Source organism: Luteimonas mephitis DSM 12574 (assembly GCF_000422305.1).
GTDB lineage: Bacteria > Pseudomonadota > Gammaproteobacteria > Xanthomonadales > Xanthomonadaceae > Luteimonas > Luteimonas mephitis.
Window position 1 is genome coordinate 51,636 of record NZ_AULN01000018.1, and the last position, 17,768, is coordinate 69,403.

Here is a 17,768-nt window from a genome sequence, read left to right on the forward strand (position 1 = left end):
ACGGGCTCCTCAGCGGGCCAGGAATTCGGGCGACATCAGCACCAGCGACACCATCGAGCGCAGGCGTTGCTGGTTGTAATGGCGTTTGAGATCGTTGCCGGCCCACGCATCGGTGTCGGAGATGACATCGCCGGCAGCGCCGTTCTGGCGCATGAAGTCGACCAGCACGCTGCGCCGTGCGGGAAGGTAGCCCAGCAGGCGCTTGCACCAGAAGTCGACCAGCGCGGTCGACGTCCACTGCGACACGCCGCTGCGCGTGGCGTCCAGGATCGGCAGCAGCGGCACCTCGCCGTCCTTCGTTTCGGCCAGCCAGTTGAGCAGCTTCCAGGTCATGCCCAGGCTGTTCGAACCGGACCACGCGACCGCGGTGTCCGGATAGCCGTTCGGCGCCGGCCAGTCGTAGGGCATGTGGCCGGTGAAGCCCATGCGCCAGCTGAACTCGTCGCTCTTGCCGTCGCCCACGCGCGGCGTCCAGTTGCTGCCCGACATGCGCAGCGCGGCGGCCACGGCCTCGAACGGCCGCCGGCGCTTCTCGCCCCAGCCGTTGAACGCCGCGTCCGACAGCAGGATGTGGCGCAGCGTGCGCTTGATCTGGTCCGGCTTCTGCCAGTTGGCGCGGAACACCGCTGCGGCGCTGTCGATCAGCTGCTGGCTGGGGCGGTCGGCGCAAAAGCGGCGGATCAGCTTCTTGCAGATGAACTTCGCCACGCGCGGATGGCTGGCGAGGCGGTCGAGGATGTCGCGACCGTCCTTGAGCGCCGGCTGTTCGGGATTGAGGAACATGCCCAGCGGGAACTTCGGCCCGGCATCGTGCCAGCTCGAGCGGTAGACGAACGTGCCGTCGTCCTCGGCCGGGAATTCCCAGTGCCCGTCCTTCACCGTCCAGCCGGTGAATGCGGCGGCGGCCTCGTACACGTCGACGTCGGTGTAGCCGATCGGATACGACGGGTCTTCCGGGCAGGGCGGAACCTTGAACGGATCGACGAAGCCGAGGTAATTCTCGGTGCCGAAGGTGTGCAGTTCCATCAGTTCGCGGGCGAAGTTCTCGTTCGGGCCGGCGCGGGTGTTGGAGCGGTTGTCGAGGTAGTACAGCATCGCCGTGCTCTGGGCGACCGCCTCGAGCATGGTGCGGAAGTTGCCGAAGGCGTTGGCGCGGATCACGTCGCGGTCGTAGTGCACGTAGACGGGGCCGGCCGAGTAGTCGGTGGCCATGACGTTGAAATGGTCGTGCCAGAAGGTGACCAGCAGCTCGCGCAGCTGGCGCTTCGAATGCACTGCGCGCACCAGCGACGCGCGCTGGATTTCCCACGCCGGGCGCATGCGCACTTCCCAGGCCGGGTCTCCCAGCACGTGGTCGGTCCAGAGCTGCTGCAGGCTCTTGCCGAGCGTGGTGTAACCGGCGGATGCCAGGCGCGATTCGACCGCGCTGTCGTCGATCGATTCCCAGTCGAGCTGGCGGTCGACGTAGGCGGTCATGCGCGCAGTGTCGGTGCTGCCCAGCGCGTTGAACGCGGCGATGTCGGCGGCGGTGGCGCCGTAGCTCATGTTGCCCAGGGCGCGGATCGCCAGCGCGGGCTTCGGCAGCGTGATCAGTACCGGGGCCGACATGCCGCCGGTTGCCGGCGCGCCGAAGGGCTCGCCCAGGCCTGGCGGCGCGTTCGCGGCGACGTCGGCATCGCCGGAGGCGAGGAAAGGCGTGACCGCATTGGAGACCGCGGCGCGCGACGGAGGCAGGGCGAATGCGTCGCTCGCGCCTGCCGCATCGTCGCGGTGCGCGGATGGAAGGGACTGGTAGTGCAGCGGCTTGCCGCTGCCGTAGCGCTGCTCGAGGATCTCGCGTGCGCGCGGCGTATCGACTTCGCGCCGGAGGTTGGCCACCTGGCGCGGCCGCGGCGATGCTGCAGGGACATGCGCGGGCGCCATCGGCGCGGGCGCATCGAGCAGGAAGTCGGCAGGCGCCGGGCACTGCAGCCCGGCTTCGGCAAGGCTCGCGGTCGGCATCGCGCCGGGCGACAACGGATTGGACATGGACATTCCCCGTGAAACTCCCCTGTACGGCGAGTATGGGGTGAATTCCACAGGGAGTTGTGATCGCCTTCGCAGAGCCGGCCGCGGACCGGCCGTCGCCCTCAAATCAGGCCGGTGGCGTAGAACACGCCGATCACCACGAATACCGCAAGCGTCTTGATGATGGTGATCGCGAACACGTCCTTGTAGGACTGGCGATGGGTCAGCCCGGTGACGGCCAGCAGGGTGATCACCGCGCCGTTGTGCGGCAGCGTGTCCATGCCGCCGGAGGCCATCGCGGCCACGCGGTGGAAGACTTCCAGCGGAATCCCGGCCGCCTGCGCGTTGGCGATGAACGTCTCCGACATCGCCGCCAGCGCGATGCTCATGCCGCCGGAGGCCGAACCGGTGATGCCGGCCAGCGCGGTCACGGTGACCGCCTCGTTGACCAGCGGGTTGGGGATCGCGCCCAGCGCGTTGGCCACCACCAGGAAGCCGGGCAGGGCAGCGATCACCGCGCCGAAGCCGTATTCGGAGGCGGTGTTCATCGACGCCAGCAGCGCGCCGCCGATCGCCGACCTGGTGCCCTCGGCGAAACTCGCCAGCACGGGCTTCCATGCGAACGCAAGCACGGTGAGGATGCCGACCAGCAAGGCGCCTTGCACCGCCCAGATCGCGGAGACCTTCGAGATCTCCTGCACCACCGGCGCGGCGTTGCCGACCACGGCCGGCACGAACTCATGGCTGTCGCCGTAGGCGCGGGGGATCCAGTCGGTGAACAGCTTGTTGGTCACGCCCACCAGCACCAGCGGCAGGATCGCGATGAAGGGGTTGGCGAGCCTGCCGCCGGTGAACTCGGCCGGTTCGTTCGCCAGCGTTGCCGCGTCGCCGTAGCCTTCGCCGGCTTTCAGGGCGTTGCGCCGGCGCCAGTCGAGGTAGCCCATGCCCACGACGAGGATGAACACGCCGCCCAGCGTGCCCAGCCACGGCGCCGCCCAGGTATTGGTACCGAAGAACGAGGCGGGGATGATGTTCTGGATCTGCGGCGTACCCGGCAGCGCGTCCATGGTGAAGGTGAATGCGCCCAGCGCGATGGTGCCGGGGATCAGGCGCTTGGGGATATCGCTCTGGCGGAACAGCTCGGCCGCGAACGGGTACACCGCGAACACCACCACGAACAGCGACACGCCGCCGTAGGTCAGCAGCGCGCACACCAGCACGATCGACAGCATTGCGCGCTGCGCGCCGACGATGCGGATGGTGGCTTTCACGATCGCCTTGGAGAAGCCGGAGATCTCGATCAGCTTGCCGAACACCGCGCCGAGCAGGAACACCGGGAAATACAGCTTCAGGAACCCGACCATCTTGTCCATGAACAGGCCGGTGAACATCGGCGCGACCAGCGAGGGGTCGGTGAGCAGCACCGCGCCGAGCGCCGCGATCGGCGCGAACAGGATCACGCTGTAGCCGCGATAGGCGACGAACATCAGGAAACACAGCGCGGCCAGCACGATCAGGAACGCCATTGGCTTACCCCAGCACGAGTCCGTTGCGCGACCCAGGGCCGTGCATCCTCGGGGCGACAGTGTCGTCACCGGTGGCGTCCGAGGCCCATTGTCCGAAGGTACGATGCCGCGCGCCGCGCCGCGGCCATAGCCTTGCGACCAATCTGCGGCGCATGCCGCGCGGCGTGCATCCTGAGGGGAGAAGATTCGATGAAGCGCAAGCATTTGAGCCTGGCGATCGGTTGCGTCCTGTTGTCGCCGGCGGCGTGGGCACAGCAGGCCGGCGATCCCGTCGCGCAGGACGCCCAAGTACAGGCGCAGCCCCCGGCCACGTCTGCGCAGGCCGACGCCGACGCCCGCACCCTGGACACGGTGACGGTCACCGCGCGTCGCCGCACCGAGTCGATCCAGGACGTGCCGGTCGCTGTCAGCGCCTTCGGCGAAGAGCAACTCGCCGACCTGCAGGCCAGCGACATCAGCGGTCTGCAGGGCGCGGTGCCGAACATGAACATGGTGCAGGGCCGCGGTTCGGCCAACAGCGTCAACGTGTTCATCCGCGGCATCGGCCAGCCCGACGCGCTGCAGACGTTCGATCCGGGCGTGGGCATGTACGTCGACGACGTCTATTACTCGCGCATCAACGGCGCGATGTTCTCGCTGTTCGACATCCAGCAGGTGGAAGTGCTGCGCGGCCCGCAGGGCACGCTGTACGGCAAGAACTCGACCGGCGGCGCGATCAAGCTGACCACGAAGAATCCGTTCGACAACGAGGGCGGCTCGTTCGAACTGACCGCGGGTGACCATGGCCGCAACGAGGCGCGGTTCTACGCCAGCGGCAAGTTCAGCGACACGCTGGCGGCGAGCATCGCCGGCGCTTCGATCCGCAACGACGGCTACGTGCGCGACGCGGCCACCGGCCGCCATTTCAACAACGACGACACCCAGGCGCTGCGCGCGAAACTGGCGTTCGCGCCGAGCGACAACTTCCGCGCGACGCTGTCGCTGGACCACACCGAGCAGGACGTCGCGCTGACCCTGGGCCGGCCGATGGCGCCGCTGCGCCAGACCGACCTGGCGCTGGGCGTGGTGGTGCTGCAGCCGGGTGAAACCGGCGACTGGGACTACCGCGCCCGCACCTCGTTCGGCCCGCCGGGCCACGGCCAGACGCTGGAGCACTCCGGCGGCTCGCTGTCGATGGAATGGGACATCAACAGCCAGTGGCTGTTCAAGAGCATCAGCTCGTACCGCAAGCTCAGGACCCATTCGTTCATCGACATCGACGCCTCCGAGTTCGAACTGGGCGACGTGCTGGTGGCCCTGGACCAGAAGCAGGCCAGCCAGGAGTTCCAGCTGCAGTACGACAACGGCAGCAACCTGCATGCCACCTTCGGCGCGTACTACATGCGCGAGAACGTACCGTCGTACCAGGAGGCCTATGCCGACGACCTGTTCGCGCTGGCCGGCATGCCGATCAGCTTCCTGCGCACCATCGACGACGACCTGACCACCACGAGCGTGGCAGCCTTCGCCCACGCCAGCTGGGAATTCGTGCCGACCTGGACCCTGGCCGCAGGCGTGCGCTGGACCCGCGACAACAAGGAGTACGACCGCAGCACCAGCACGTTCTGGGGCGCCCCGTTCGGCGCGCTGAACGAGACCGTCGCCTTCCGCGCCGAACATGACTGGACCGCCGTCACGCCGTCGGTCAGCCTGCAGAAGGCCTTCAGCGACAACCTGATGGGCTACGTGTCGGCCAACCGCGGCTTCAAGTCGGGCGGCTTCAACGGCCGCGCCAACACGGTGTACGACACCCAGCACGCGCAGTTCGATCCCGAGTACGTGTGGACGTACGAGGTCGGCCTGAAGGCCAGTTCCACCGACAAGCGCCTGCGCGGCAGCGTGGCGGCGTTCAAGAGCGATTACAGCGACTTCCAGGCGCGCGTGTCGCAGGACGTGGGCACCTTCCCGGTGCTCAACGCCGCCGAGCTCGACATCCAGGGCATCGAGCTCGAGGGCAGCGCGCTGCTGGGCGAATCGACCACGCTCAGCGCGCAGGTGGGCTGGCTGGATGCGAAGTACAAGAAGTTCGACGACTTCCGCCTCGACCCGTCATATCCGGGCTACGACCCGACGGTGAACCACGACCACGTGCCGTTCTCGCCCAAGGTCACCGCGCGGCTGGCGCTGCAGCACAGCTTCAGCCTCGGCGACAGCGGCACGCTGGGTGTCGGTGGCGACGTCTCGTATCGCGACAAGACCTGGTTGAGCGTGGACAACCGCGACGTGCTCAGCCAGGACGCGTACACCCTGGTCGGCCTGTTCGGCGTGTGGGACTCGCCGCAGTACAGTTGGCAGGTGCGCGCCGGCGTGCGCAACCTGACCGACAAGAACTACAAGACCGAAGGCCAGGAGTTCGCCAGCGTGGGCAACATCCAGACCGCTTACTACGGCCTGCCGCGCAACTGGTACATCTCGGCGCGCTACAACTTCTGAGTGCGGGAGCGGTGGGGAACGATGGCGGGCTTCGGCCCGCCTTCTTTCCCGGTCCACCGGGACGGGCAAGCAGATCAACCGCGCAGGCCCCGGTCGGGACGTCGCTGCCTCCGTAGCCCGCGCACAGGCCACCTGTTCTTGGATGTGGAGGTTCGGCCTGTCGCGGAGATCGACGGCGACGGATATGCTCGCCCGTGACGGGGAAGCACGTTTGGACGACAGCCTGAAATCGCCGCGCACACTAGGACCACGCCGATGCTGAGCATCGGCGTCGTCGTGCTGGCCGCGGTGCTGTGGCTGGCGTTGATGTTCGGCACCGCGCTGTACGGCGAGCGCCATCCTGCGTTGCTGGCGCGGCACTGGCGGCACGTGTACGCGCTGTCGCTGGCGGTGCACTGCACCTCGTGGTCGTTCTACGGCACCGTCACCCAGGCTGCGCGCTACGGCTGGCCGCTGCCGCCGACCTTCCTCGGCGCGATCGCGTTCTACGCGCTGGCCGTGGCCTTCATGGTGCGGCTGGTGCGGCTGGCGCGCGAGACCAACGCTACCTCGCTCGCGGACCTGATCGCCACGCGCCTAGGCAAGGACGCGTGGCTGGCCGCGGTGGTGACACTGGTCGCGGCGCTCGGGCTGATTCCTTACATCGCACTGCAGCTCAAGGCGGTGACGATGAGCTTCGTCACCCTGACCGGCGACGGCGCGCGCGGCGACGTGTCGCTGTGGCGCGACGGCTCGCTGTACGTGGCGCTGGCGATGGCGCTGTTCGCGATGCTGTTCGGCACCCGGCGCGCGAGCGCGGTCGAGCACAACCGCGGCCTGGTACTGGCGATCGCGTTCGAGTCGATGTTCAAGCTCGCGGCGATGCTCGCGCTGGGCGCGTTCGTCTGGTTCGGGCTGGGTGAGCTGCCCGAGGCGCCGCCGCCGATCGCGCAGCAGACCACCGACGGCTTCGCGCCGCTGGTGCTGCTCGGCGCGCTGGCGATGTTCATCCTGCCGCACCAGTTCCACGTCGGCGTGGTCGAGTGCCGCGACGAGGGCGACGTGCGCACCGCGCGCTGGCAGTTCCCGCTGTACCTGCTGCTGATCGCGCTGCCGGCGCTGCCGCTGGCGCGCGCGGGCGGTGCGCTGCTCGGCGACGGCGTGCCGTCGGACATGTACGCGCTGGCGCTGCCGTTCTCGCGCGGGCACGAAGGCGTGGCGCTTTTCGCCTTCCTTGGCGGGCTCAGCGCGGCCACCGGCATGGTGGTGGTGAGCACGCTGACGCTGAGCCTGATGATCGGCAACCACTGGTTCGCGCCGGGGCTGCTGCGCGGGGCGTGGTCGCGGGGCGGAGACGACGGAGACCGCCGCGGCGACGTGCTGCTGCTGCGGCGGGTCGGTATCGCCGCCACCATGCTGCTGGCCTGGGCCTACAGCCGTCAGGTCGCCGGCAGCGATGCGCTGGCGGACGTGGGCGCGGTGTCGTTCTCGGCGCTGGCGACGCTGGCGCCGGCGCTGGCGTTCGCGGTGTGGCGGCCGCAGACGCCGGCGCGCGCCGCGACCGTCGGCATCGTCGTCGCCTTCGTGGTCTGGGCCTGGGTGATGCTCGTGCCGATGTGGGTGGCCGCCACCGGCGGCGATGCGGGCTGGCTGCAGCGCGGTCCGCTGGGCCTGGCGTGGCTGTCGCCCGATGGACTGTTCGGCCTGACCGGCTGGAGCCGGCTCGGGCGCGCGGTGGGCGCGAGCCTGTTCTCCGGCACGCTGGCGACGATCCTGGTCGCCACGGCGCGCGTGGCGCCCGACCGCCGCACTGCACGCGGCTCGGACCTGCGCACGCTGCGCAGCGCCGGGCGGCGCTTCCTGCCGGCGCGCAGCGTCGACGAGCTGCTTGAAGGTGCGCCGGCGACCGGGCCGGTGCCGGCGCGGATCGAGGCGCGGCTCGAACGCGAACTGGCCGCGGTGCTCGGCAGCGCGTCGGCGCGGCTGCTGCTCGATGCCGCGCGCCGCCAGGCGGGGCCGGACCTCGACACCGTCGCCGCGATCGTCGGCGAGGCCTCGCAGGACCTGCGCTTCAACCAGCGCGTGCTGGAGGGTGCGCTGGAGAACATGAGCCAGGGCATCAGCGTGGTCGACGCGCAGCTGCGGCTGGTGGCGTGGAACCGGCGCTACGCGGAGCTGTTTGATTTCCCGCCGGAGCTGCTGCAGGTCGGCCGCCCGATCGCCGACCTCAGCCGCTGGGCGCTGTCCCGGCTGCCGCCCGGCGGCGACCTCGAAGGCGCGCTGCAGCGGCGCCTGGCGTACATGCGCGCCGGCAGCCCGCACCTGACCGAGCGGGTGATGCCCGACGGCAGCATCGTCGAGATCCGCGGCAACCCGATGCCCGGCGGCGGATTCGTCGCGACGTACACCGACGTCACCGAGTTCCGCAGCGTCGAGCGCGGGCTGCGCCAGGCCAACGAGACGCTGGAACAGCGCGTTGGCGAGCGCACGGCGCTGCTCGAATCAGCCAAGCGCGAGGCCGAGCACGCCAATGATGCCAAGAGCCGCTTCCTCACCGCGATCGGCCACGACCTGATGCAGCCGCTGCACGCCGCGCACCTGTTCACCGACACGCTGTCGCAGCAGCTCGCCGACCCCGCGCAGCGCGACGCGGTGGTGCAGATCCGCGGCGCGCTCGATTCGACCACCGACCTGTTGACCGGGCTGTTCGACATGTCGCGGCTGGAGGCGGGCGGGCTGGTGCCGCAGCCGCGCGAGTTCCCACTGGCCGAGGTGCTGGAGCCGCTGGCGTCGGAGTTCCGCGCCATGGCCGGCGAGCGCGGGCTCGCGTTCGCCTGCGTGCCCACGGCGGCCTGGGTGCGCAGCGATCCGCAGCTGCTGCGGCGGGTGCTGCAGAATTTCCTCGCCAACGCGGTGCGCTACACCGCAAGCGGCGGCATCCTGCTCGGCGTGCGCCGCGCCGGCGGTTCGCTGCGGGTCGAGGTGCACGACACCGGACCGGGCATCGAACCGGCGCAGCAGGCGGCGATCTTCGAGGAGTTCCGCCGCGGCGACGGCGCGGTCGGGCAGGGGCTCGGATTGGGCCTTGCGATCGCCGACCGCATCGCGAAGCTGCTGGAAGCCCCGCTGACGCTGCGCAGCCGCGTCGGTCGCGGCACGGTGTTCGCGCTGGAAGTCCCGCGCGTGCCGACGCGCGCGAGCGCCGCCGCAGCCGGAAGGCGGGGCATTGCCGGCACCCGCGTGCTGATCGTCGACAACGAGCCCGCGGGCCTGCAGTCGCTGCGCGTGCTGCTGGAAGGCTGGGGATGCGAGGTGGACGCCGTGGCCGACGGCGATGCGGCGGAAGCCGCCATGGCCGCGAACGACGCATCGCTGTGGCTGTTCGACTACCACCTCGACGACGGCGACACCGGCGCGGCGCTGCACGCGCGGCTGGCGCGGCGTTTCGGCGCGCGGCCGGCGCTGATCCTCAGCGGCGATGGCGGCGATGCGGTGCGTCGTGCGGTGCACGAGGCCGGCCTGCCGCTGCTGGCCAAACCGGTCAAGCCGCTGGCGCTCAAGTCGGTGCTCGACCGCCTGCTGGCCGCGCGTGCGGCGTAGGTCGGGGCTACGCCCCAGACGTTTTGAACCGCGGGTCTACGCCTGGTGTGCGCAGGAGCGCCCCATGGGCGCGACGCTTCATGATGTCCGATCAAATCCCGGAAAAGCATCGCGCCCCTGGGGCGCTCCTGCGGAATTCGGGTCAACCGATGCGGCGGGCCAATCGATGCGCCCGCATTCCCGATGGCCAACGCGTCGGGGGCGTAGCCCCGACCTACGGCTCCAGATGCCGCGCCGGGTCGCTGAGTTCGAGTTCGCGCAGCACCACGCCGGCCTGGGTGCGGTTGCGCACGCCGAGGCGGTCGAAGATCGCCGACAGGTGCGCCTTCACCGTGCGCTCCTGCACGTCGAGGCGGTCGGCGATCTGCTTGTTGAGCAGGCCCTCGGCGACCAGCACCAGCACCCGGAACTGCTGCGGCGACAGGCTGGCCAGGCGCGCGGCCAGCGCGCTGTCGTCGGCGGAAGACTGCGCGCGCGTCACCGCCGCGCGCAGCGACGCCGGCAGCCACTGTTCGCAGGCCATCACGCTGCGGATCGCGTCGCGCAGCTCGTCCAGCCCGGCGCTCTTGGGCAGGTAGCCGGCGGCGCCGTGGTCAAGCGCGCGCCGCACCACGCGCGGGTCGTCGTTGGCGGACACCACGATCACCGCCACGCCCGGATGCTGGGCGCGGATCGCGGCCAGCCCGGCGAGGCCATGGTTGCCGGGCATGTGCAGGTCGAGCAGGACCAGGTCGATGCCCGGTTCGGCGTCGAGCGCGGCCAGCACGCTGTCGAGCGAATCGGCTTCGCGCACCTGCAGCGCGTCCACGGCGTCGGCCGCGGCCTGGCGCAGGGCGGCGCGGAACAGCGGGTGGTCGTCGGCGATCAGCAAGGTGGGCATTGCCGCGATTCTCGCAGGAATCCGCGCGCTGGCGGCCCGCGGCACACTGGTACCAAAGTACGATGATCGAACCGACCGGGCTTGCTACTGTCGCGGCATGACCAGAATTCCTGCCCGTGCCGCGACCGTCCTGTCCCTTGCCCTGCTGCTGGGCGCCTGCGCCAGCGGGCCGCAGCGTGATGCCACGGAGGCCCCGATGTTCACGTCCGAACGCAGCAGCGACCATCGCGGCAGCGACGACCTGCTGACCGCGGGCCTCGGCCTCGACGGCCTGCGTGCGATGGTGCCGCCGGCCTTTGCCGATGCAGCGCATCCGACCGCGGCCGAACTGCGCCGCCGTGCGATCTGGAGCAACTGGCGCGGCATCGCCGACCTTGCCCCGGGCGGCGGCTACGGCACGCTGTACGGCACCACGCAGGCGGTGCCGGGACGCGAATTCTCTGCGCTGGCGAAGATAGAAGGCGCGAACCAGCCGCATCGCGTGCTGGTGCAGGTTCCCGACGCTTTCGACACGGCCAAGCGTTGCGTCGTGGTGGCGCCGGCCTCGGGTTCGCGCGGCGTGTACGGCGCGATCTCCATCGCGGCGGCCTGGGGCTTGCCGAAGGGCTGCGCGGTCGCCTACACCGACAAGGGCGCGGGGAGCGATTACTTCGACCTCGATGCGCGGGCGGGCGTGCGCGTCGACGGCACGGCGGGCTCGCCAGCGGACGGCGACGTGGCCTTCGTGCCGGACGCGCCGGCAGTCGCCAGCGGCGTCGCGTTCAAGCACGCGCATTCGAAGGACAACCCGGAGGCCGACTGGGGCCGGCACGTGAAGCAGGCGGCGCAGTTCGCGCTGCACGCGCTGGACGAAGCCATGCCCGGCGCGGCGCCGTTCACTTTCGACAACACCCGGGTGATCGCAGTCGGCATCTCCAACGGCGGCGGCGCGGTGCTGCGGGCGGCCGAGCTTGACGGCGACTGGCTGGATGCGGTCGTGGCCGGCGAGCCCAACGTGTTCGTCGAGGGCGGGCGTCCGATCTACGACTTCACCACCGAGGCCGCGCTGCTGCAGCCGTGCGCGCTGCTGCACCTGGCGCCGGAGTCGCTGGCGCAGCCGCCGATGCGCGCGCAGGTCGAGCCGCTGTGGACACTGCGCTGCGCGGCGCTCAAGGCTGCCGGTCTGGTGTCCGGGGACGATACGGCCGCGCAGGCGAGATCGGCCTACGACGCGATGCGCGCCAGCGGCTGGACCGACGAGGCTCTGCGCTCGGGCGCCGCTTCCAGCGGCTTCGACCTGTGGCGTTCGGTGGCCGCGACCTATGCCTCCGCCTATGGCCGCTATGGCGTTGGCGAGCACCCCTGCGGCTACGGCTTTTCGGCGCAGAACGCGGACTTCAGCCCGCGCGCCGCGACCGCGCAGGAGCGTGCCGCCTGGTGGTCCGACGCTGCCGGCATCCCGCCGGGCAACGGCGTCGGCCTCGTCGACACGAAGGTCGCGGCGCCCGATTTCACCCTGCCGGGCCTGCAGTGCCTGCGCGCGCTGTGGGACGGGCAGGGCGCCGACGCCGACCGCGTGCGCAAGGGCATCGCCGAAACCCGCGCTTCGCTGCCGCGCGCCGGCCTGCCGGTGATCGTGGTGCACGGGCTCGATGACGGCCTGGTGCCGCCGGCTTTCAGCAGCGCACCCTACGTGGCCGCGGCGCAGGCCGCCGGACGCGAAGTGCGTTACTGGCAGGTGCGCAACGTCGAGCACTTCGACGCCTTCCTCGGATTCCCGGACTACGCGGCGCGCTACGTGCCGTCATTGCCGTACGTGTATGCGGCGCTGGACCGCGTCGACGCCTACCTGGACGGCAAGGCGACGCTGCCGGCCGACGCGGTGATCACCACCGTGCCGCGCGGCGCGGGCAAGCCGCTGGAGGCGGCGAACCTGGCGATTCCGCGGTAATCCAGCCCCGCGCGAGTCCCTGCAGGGGCGGCGGAAGCCGCGAGCTTTTGATCTTCGGGTGAAGCGAAAATCAAGAGCTCGCGGCTTCCGCCGCTCCTGCAAAGATCCAGAGCTCGCGGCTGAAGCCGCTCCTACAAGGGCGGGTGAGGCCTGCATCGCGCGGACACGCCGGATCTGGCAGCCTGTCGGTTCCCGCGACAAGGAAGCGACCATGCAGCGCCCCCGCCATTTCTCGATGCTCCGCGAGTTCCAGCTCGCCGACTGGTTCACCCTGGGTAACGCGTTCTGCGGCACGGGTGCGGTGTTCGCGGCGATGCGCTTCCTGCAGGACGGCGTGGTCCGCGACCTGATGGTCGGCATGGCGCTGATCCCGCTCGCCTTCATCTTCGACGCCCTCGACGGCCGCATCGCGCGCTGGCGCAAGGTCGCCTCCACGCTGGGGCGCGAGCTCGATTCGCTGGCCGACGTGATCTCGTTCGGCGTCGCCCCGGCGGCGCTGGGCTACGCCTGCGGCCTGCAGGGCGGCTGGGACTGGGTGGTGCTGAGCTATTTCGTCGGCTGCGGCGTCAGCCGGCTGGCGCGCTACAACGTCACCGCCGAAACCCTCGCCGACGGCGGCGACAAGGTGAAGTTCTTCGAGGGCACGCCGATCCCGACCAGCCTGGCGATCGTCATCCTGCTGGCCGTGGCCGCCGGCCTCGGCCGCATCGGCGACGAGCTGTGGTTCGGCGCGTGGCAGGTCGGTCCGTGGCAGCTGCATCCGCTGGTGCTGGTGTATGCAGTGTCGGGCTCGCTGATGATCAGCAAGACCCTGCGCATTCCCAAGCCCTGAACCGGGGAACCGCCACACCGGTGCGTTGCTATCATCGTGGCCTGGTCCGGGAGGAAAGTGATGCGCGACATCGGGAAAGACGGGTTTTCGGCTCCGGACGATTTCGAGGCGCTGGCACGCCAGTACTGGAACGCCTGGGGCGAGGCGCTGCGTGGCGCTTCGCCGGATGCCGCGAAGGCGGGCACGCAGCCGTGGCAGGACGTGCTGGACTGGTGGGGCCGCTTCGCCCCGGGTGGCCGCGGCCAGGATAACGACGTGCTCGCGCGTTTCAACGCGCAGGCCGGGCATTGGCTCGCGCAGATGCAGCAGGTGGCGGCGCAGTTCGGCGGTCAGCAGGCCAGCCCGCGCGAGATCGTGGCGGCGTGGAAACGCGCGATGGAATCGGCCGGTGGCAACCCCTTCGGCGACCTGATGCGCGGCATGCGCGGGCACGGGCTCCAGGGATTCGAACAATGGTTCGAACAGGCTTCCCCGTACCTCGAAGGCCTGCGCAACGAGTCGTTGTCGTGGCTGCGCACGCCGACCTTCGGTTTCACGCGCGAACACCAGCAGCGCTGGCAGCAGCTCGGCCTGGCGATGGCCGACTACCGGAAGTGCACGCAGGCCTACGACGAACTGATGCGCAAGGCCACGCAGGATGCATTCGCGGTCTTCGAGGACAAGCTCGCCGAGCGCGAGGAGCCGGGACGGCAGGTCCAGTCGGCACGCGCGCTGTTCGACCTGTGGGTGGATGCCGCGGAGGATGCGTACGCGAAGATCGCGCTGTCGCACGAGTTCCGCGACGTCTACGGCAAGCTGGTCGACGCGCAGATGCGCCTGCGCGGCGGCGTTCAGCGCGAGGTGGAGCAGGCCAGCGCGCTGTTTGGAATGCCGACCCGCACCGAACTCGATGGTGCGCACCGCAAGATCGTGGAGCTGGAGCGGCAGGTGCGACGGCTTCGCGACGGCATCGAGCGCGGGAGTGCAGGGGATCGCGCAGCCACGCCCCGGCCCGCGGCGAAGAAGCACGACGCCGGGAAGGCCGCTGCAGGCAGGTCGCCCGCGAAGAAGGCCGCGGCGAATGCGCCGGTTGCGAAGAAGGCCGCTGCAGCCCGCAAGCCGGCGGCGGTGAAGAAGCCGGCCGCTGCGAAGACCGCGAAGAGGAAGCGCTGACATGACCGGGCCCATCGACATCACTCCCGACCGCCTCGCGGCGGAGGCGGCCGCATTCCAGCAGAAGCTGATGGCCGGCCTGCAGACGCTGCGCGAGGTCGAGGACGTGGACTACGGCGCCACCGCGAAGGAAGAAGTCTGGCGTGACGGCAAGGTCGTGCTGTATCGCTATCGCGGCGAGGGCAAGCCCACCGCGTCGGTGCCGCTGCTGATCAGCTACGCGCTGGTCAACCGGCCGTACATGGTCGACCTGCAGGCCGACAAGTCGATCGTGCGCAACCTGCTGGCGCGCGGCGAGGATGTCTACATCATCGACTGGGGCTACGCCGACCGCTCCGACCGGTTCCTCACGCTGGAGGATTACATCGAGCGCTTCCTCGGCGGCGCCGTCGATTACCTGCGCGAGGCGCACGGACTGGATTCGATCAACCTGCTCGGCATCTGCCAGGGCGGCGCGTTCTCGCTGTGCTACGCATCGCTGCATCCGGGCAAGGTCCGCAACCTGGTCACGATGGTCACGCCGGTCGACTTCCACACCGACGACAACATGCTGTCGAACTGGACCCGCGGCATGGACGTGGACCTGTTCGTCGACACGCTGGGCAACGTGCCGGCCGACCTGATGAACCTGTGCTACCTCACGCTCAAGCCGTGGCGGCTGTTCGCGCAGAAGTACGTCGGGCTGGTGGACATCCTCGACGACAGGCGCGCGCTCGAGGATTTCCTGCGCATGGAGAAGTGGATTTTCGACTCGCCCGACCAGGCCGGCGAGGCGTTCCGCCAGTTCGTCAAGCAGTTCTACCAGGCCAACGGCTTCGTCAACGGCGGCATCGTGATCGGCGATCGCGAGGTCCACCTCGGGCTGGTCGAGATGCCGGTGCTGAACATCTATGCCGAGCAGGACCACCTGGTGCCGCCCGCCGCGTCGAAGCGATTGAAGGAACTCGTGGGCAGCAGGGATTATTCCGAGCTGTCGTTCCGCGGCGGCCACATCGGCATCTATGTTTCCAGCCGCGCGCAGAAGGAAGTCCCGGGCACGATCCACGAGTGGCTGGCGGCGCGCTCGGCCCCGTGACCCGATCCGCGCTGCCTTAACGCGGGCCACGCTAGACTTCCGCCGTCCCCCAGGTGCCCTTGCAGATGAACCAGACGCAGCGTTTCACCCGATCGATCAACGACCGTGTCCTTGCCGGCGTGATGGGTGGCATCGCGCATCGTTTCGGCTGGAACTCGACGCTGTTGCGCGCGATCTACGTCATCGTTTCGGTGGCGTCTGCGGCGTTCCCCGGCATCCTCGCCTACCTGATCCTGTGGTTGCTGATGCCCGAAGGCGACGATTGAACGCAGCACTCGCCGCGCGCCGGGTGCCGCGTGCGGTGCTGCGCGTGTTGCAGGGACTGGGCGCTGTTTGGACGCTGCCGAACACGGTCGCAGGCCTCCTGCTGGGCGTTGTCGGGCTGGCCTTCGGCGCCCATGCCCATGTGCGCCGGCGCGACCTGGCCCTCGTGTTCCATCGATGGCCGTGGGGCCCGGGCGGCGCGTTGACGCTCGGCAACGTGATCCTGCACACCGGCGATTCGCTGGACTCGCCGTGCATGACATACGCGCATCACGCAGGCCGTGGAGATGAAGTGCCGATCCTGCTCGCCGACCACGAGCGCGCGCACGTCTTCCAGTACATGGTGCTTGGTCCGCTGTTCCTGCCGCTGTACCTGGCATGCGGTGGCATCAGTGCACGCAACCGCTTCGAGCGTGCCGCGGACCGCTACGCGCGGTCCGGGCGCGACTGGTGGCCCTGGTGACGCAGCCTGCCTGACGCCTGGGCAGGCGTGCCGACGAATGGTCGACGGGTTTTACGTCCCGGTAACGGCCACTGGATTAACCTGCACGCGTCGAGGAAAAAGCGGAAGGCGAAAGCCGGAAGCAATCGCTTCGGCAAAAGAAGGCTCAGCCAATCGGAGAAATCCGGAAGACTGGGCCTTCTACTTTTCCGGATGCCGCTCTGCGCATCGGGCGAGGCTCGTGTCTTCCGGCCCAGGTGGATGCCGGTTCCGGTGAAGGTGCATTGGCAGCATGCGGCCGCAACCGGTTGAACTGCGTTCCCGCCTGATATGAATGCGGGCCCGCGGCACATGCGCTAGGCTCGCGCCAGCGAGGGGAGGGCAGCGCATGAGCCGAGACGAGTACCGGACATTGACGCCATGGTCGTTTTTCCTGCCGGTTTCGCTGGCGGTGATGCTGGGAGTGCTGGTGGCCAATGCGCTGGGCGCGGCGCTGTTCGACCACGACGATGCGCCTGCCGGGCCAGCAGCGGCTGCAGCCGTGGAGGCCGGAGAGCCCGCCGATGCCGCCGACGGATCCGGGCCTGCGCCAGCGGCCGGCGAAGCGAAGAAAGCAGAGGCAGACAAGGCCATGCCGGTGCTGGCGCCGGTGAACCTGCCAGGGCCGAGCAGTGCGCGGCGCGACGGCGAAACGCGCGCGTGCATCGGCGGGACGATCGCGGTGCGCGCGGACAACGGCTGGGAACAGGAAGTGGTGGGCGACGCGCCGGCGCGCTGTACCGCGAGCTCGCGCTGAACGATCAGCGGCCGCGTCGCGCTGCCAGCGGCAGGCTGGCCACGCTTTCCCCGAGCAGCGCGGCATCCGGGCCGAAGCGTCGTTCGGCAAACAGGATCGATTCGGTGCCGACCAGCACCACGGAACTGCAGCGCGTGCCGTAGTGCTCGCCGCGCACGAATGGGGGCGACAGCGCGCGTTCGAGTTCGAGTCCCACGCCGGTGCTCGGCAACGCGTCATCCGGTGCAACGCTGGTGTCGGCCAGCGCGTCGAGCAGGGGTGCGAGCGCGGTGATACCGCGCGCCTGCGCGGTGTCGGCTTCCGATGACCGTAGCCATGCGTCAAGTGCGCCGGTGGCGCGCGCACTCTTCGGCCAGGGCGCGTCGAATGCGCCGTTCGACATTGCATGCAGGCCCGGTTCCACGTTGCGGGTGGCAAACCCGGGATGGTTGCTGGCGAACGCCAGCGAGTCTCCGTCCCATGCCAGCAGGTTGAAGCGGCCGAACTGTGCCGCGGCCGGTGCAAGCGCCGCCAGCGCCGCGCCCGAGCAGGATTCCCCTCGCACGAAGTCACGCACCAGCGCACCGCGCGAACGCGGGGCGGTTTCGTTGGCGATCCCCGCGCGGACGTTGGTCACGGCGGCCAACCGCCCACGCGTGGAAACCTGCAGCCAGCTTCCGCCCTGTACGAGGTCGCGGCCGCCATAGACATCGGATGCGTCGGGGTCGAATCCGGCCGCGGCCGCGGGTCGCGCATGGGCCTCGTCGCGATTGGCGATCAGTGCGAGCGGGAAGCGCGGATGCACGCGCCAGGCAATGGCAATCAGGCACATGG

Annotated in this window: 13 protein-coding genes; 9 read left to right on the forward strand and 4 right to left on the reverse strand. The window is 69.8% G+C overall.

What is annotated here, in order from left to right; all coding sequences use genetic code 11:
* Window positions 1-9: 9 nt before the first annotated feature.
* On the reverse strand, window positions 10-2,028 hold the full coding sequence (locus tag H570_RS16920; protein ID WP_169447752.1) for a DUF1800 domain-containing protein: 2,019 nt from the start codon (window positions 2,026-2,028) through the stop codon (window positions 10-12).
* A 101-nt stretch (window positions 2,029-2,129) separates the two neighbouring features.
* Window positions 2,130-3,533 (reverse strand): GntP family permease, encoded by a 1,404-nt coding sequence (locus H570_RS0108210; RefSeq protein ID WP_027080308.1) that lies wholly within the window; start codon window positions 3,531-3,533, stop codon window positions 2,130-2,132.
* Between the two features lie 189 nt (window positions 3,534-3,722).
* Between H570_RS0108210 and H570_RS0108215 the strand changes: the two genes are divergently transcribed.
* The gene (locus H570_RS0108215) at window positions 3,723-6,005 is read left to right on the forward strand and encodes a TonB-dependent receptor (RefSeq protein WP_027080309.1); all 2,283 of its coding nucleotides are present in this window, start codon (window positions 3,723-3,725) and stop codon (window positions 6,003-6,005) included.
* Window positions 6,006-6,260: 255 nt separating this feature from the next.
* Window positions 6,261-9,584 (forward strand): hybrid sensor histidine kinase/response regulator, encoded by a 3,324-nt coding sequence (locus H570_RS0108220; protein ID WP_027080310.1) that lies wholly within the window; start codon window positions 6,261-6,263, stop codon window positions 9,582-9,584.
* Window positions 9,585-9,798: 214 nt separating this feature from the next.
* On the opposite strand, the gene H570_RS0108225 is transcribed toward H570_RS0108220, so the two are convergent.
* Entirely contained in the window at window positions 9,799-10,464 is a 666-nt protein-coding gene (locus H570_RS0108225) for a response regulator transcription factor (protein ID WP_027080311.1), read from the reverse strand.
* A gap of 97 nt (window positions 10,465-10,561) precedes the next feature.
* On the opposite strand from H570_RS0108225, the gene H570_RS0108230 reads away from it, so the two are divergent.
* From H570_RS0108230 to H570_RS0108260, 7 genes are all read left to right on the forward strand, one after another.
* On the forward strand, window positions 10,562-12,394 hold the full coding sequence (locus H570_RS0108230; protein ID WP_084499969.1) for a 3-hydroxybutyrate oligomer hydrolase family protein: 1,833 nt from the start codon (window positions 10,562-10,564) through the stop codon (window positions 12,392-12,394).
* Window positions 12,395-12,605: 211 nt separating this feature from the next.
* Window positions 12,606-13,226 carry a CDP-alcohol phosphatidyltransferase family protein gene (locus tag H570_RS0108235; protein ID WP_036135649.1) on the forward strand — a complete coding sequence of 207 codons (621 nt, stop codon included), beginning with the start codon at window positions 12,606-12,608 and terminating at the stop codon, window positions 13,224-13,226.
* A gap of 60 nt (window positions 13,227-13,286) precedes the next feature.
* The gene (phaE, locus tag H570_RS0108240; RefSeq protein ID WP_027080314.1) at window positions 13,287-14,378 is read left to right on the forward strand and encodes a class III poly(R)-hydroxyalkanoic acid synthase subunit PhaE; all 1,092 of its coding nucleotides are present in this window, start codon (window positions 13,287-13,289) and stop codon (window positions 14,376-14,378) included.
* A 1-nt stretch (window position 14,379) separates the two neighbouring features.
* Window positions 14,380-15,453, forward strand: a complete 1,074-nt coding sequence (locus H570_RS0108245; RefSeq protein WP_027080315.1) for a class III poly(R)-hydroxyalkanoic acid synthase subunit PhaC — start codon at window positions 14,380-14,382, stop codon at window positions 15,451-15,453.
* Window positions 15,454-15,518: 65 nt separating this feature from the next.
* Window positions 15,519-15,719, forward strand: coding sequence for a PspC domain-containing protein (locus tag H570_RS0108250; RefSeq protein WP_027080316.1), 201 nt, complete (start codon window positions 15,519-15,521; stop codon window positions 15,717-15,719).
* Window positions 15,716-16,180, forward strand: a complete 465-nt coding sequence (locus tag H570_RS0108255) for a hypothetical protein (protein WP_245559570.1) — start codon at window positions 15,716-15,718, stop codon at window positions 16,178-16,180. The genes H570_RS0108250 and H570_RS0108255 overlap by 4 nt, the downstream gene beginning before the upstream one ends.
* 367 nt (window positions 16,181-16,547) lie before the next feature.
* Window positions 16,548-16,955: a hypothetical protein gene (locus H570_RS0108260; RefSeq protein ID WP_156899903.1), complete on the forward strand. Its 408-nt coding sequence runs from the start codon at window positions 16,548-16,550 to the stop codon at window positions 16,953-16,955.
* A gap of 4 nt (window positions 16,956-16,959) precedes the next feature.
* Here H570_RS0108260 and H570_RS16925 read toward each other — a convergent pair whose 3' ends face one another.
* Window positions 16,960-17,766 carry an NRDE family protein gene (locus tag H570_RS16925; RefSeq protein ID WP_051176238.1) on the reverse strand — a complete coding sequence of 269 codons (807 nt, stop codon included), beginning with the start codon at window positions 17,764-17,766 and terminating at the stop codon, window positions 16,960-16,962.
* Between the last annotated feature and the right edge of the window lie 2 nt (window positions 17,767-17,768).

Excerpts from the sequence above, each read along its gene's own strand:
- H570_RS16920 (WP_169447752.1), bottom strand. The coding sequence starts at position 2,028 with ATGTCCAATCCGTTGTCGCCCGGCGCGATGCCGACCGCGAGCCTTGCC.
- H570_RS0108210 (WP_027080308.1), bottom strand. The coding sequence starts at position 3,533 with ATGGCGTTCCTGATCGTGCTGGCCGCGCTGTGTTTCCTGATGTTCGTC.
- H570_RS0108215 (WP_027080309.1), top strand. The coding sequence starts at position 3,723 with ATGAAGCGCAAGCATTTGAGCCTGGCGATCGGTTGCGTCCTGTTGTCG.
- H570_RS0108220 (WP_027080310.1), top strand. The coding sequence starts at position 6,261 with ATGCTGAGCATCGGCGTCGTCGTGCTGGCCGCGGTGCTGTGGCTGGCG.
- H570_RS0108225 (WP_027080311.1), bottom strand. The coding sequence starts at position 10,464 with ATGCCCACCTTGCTGATCGCCGACGACCACCCGCTGTTCCGCGCCGCC.
- H570_RS0108230 (WP_084499969.1), top strand. The coding sequence starts at position 10,562 with ATGACCAGAATTCCTGCCCGTGCCGCGACCGTCCTGTCCCTTGCCCTG.
- H570_RS0108235 (WP_036135649.1), top strand. The coding sequence starts at position 12,606 with ATGCAGCGCCCCCGCCATTTCTCGATGCTCCGCGAGTTCCAGCTCGCC.
- phaE (WP_027080314.1), top strand. The coding sequence starts at position 13,287 with ATGCGCGACATCGGGAAAGACGGGTTTTCGGCTCCGGACGATTTCGAG.
- H570_RS0108245 (WP_027080315.1), top strand. The coding sequence starts at position 14,380 with ATGACCGGGCCCATCGACATCACTCCCGACCGCCTCGCGGCGGAGGCG.
- H570_RS0108250 (WP_027080316.1), top strand. The coding sequence starts at position 15,519 with ATGAACCAGACGCAGCGTTTCACCCGATCGATCAACGACCGTGTCCTT.
- H570_RS0108260 (WP_156899903.1), top strand. The coding sequence starts at position 16,548 with ATGAGCCGAGACGAGTACCGGACATTGACGCCATGGTCGTTTTTCCTG.
- H570_RS16925 (WP_051176238.1), bottom strand. The coding sequence starts at position 17,766 with ATGTGCCTGATTGCCATTGCCTGGCGCGTGCATCCGCGCTTCCCGCTC.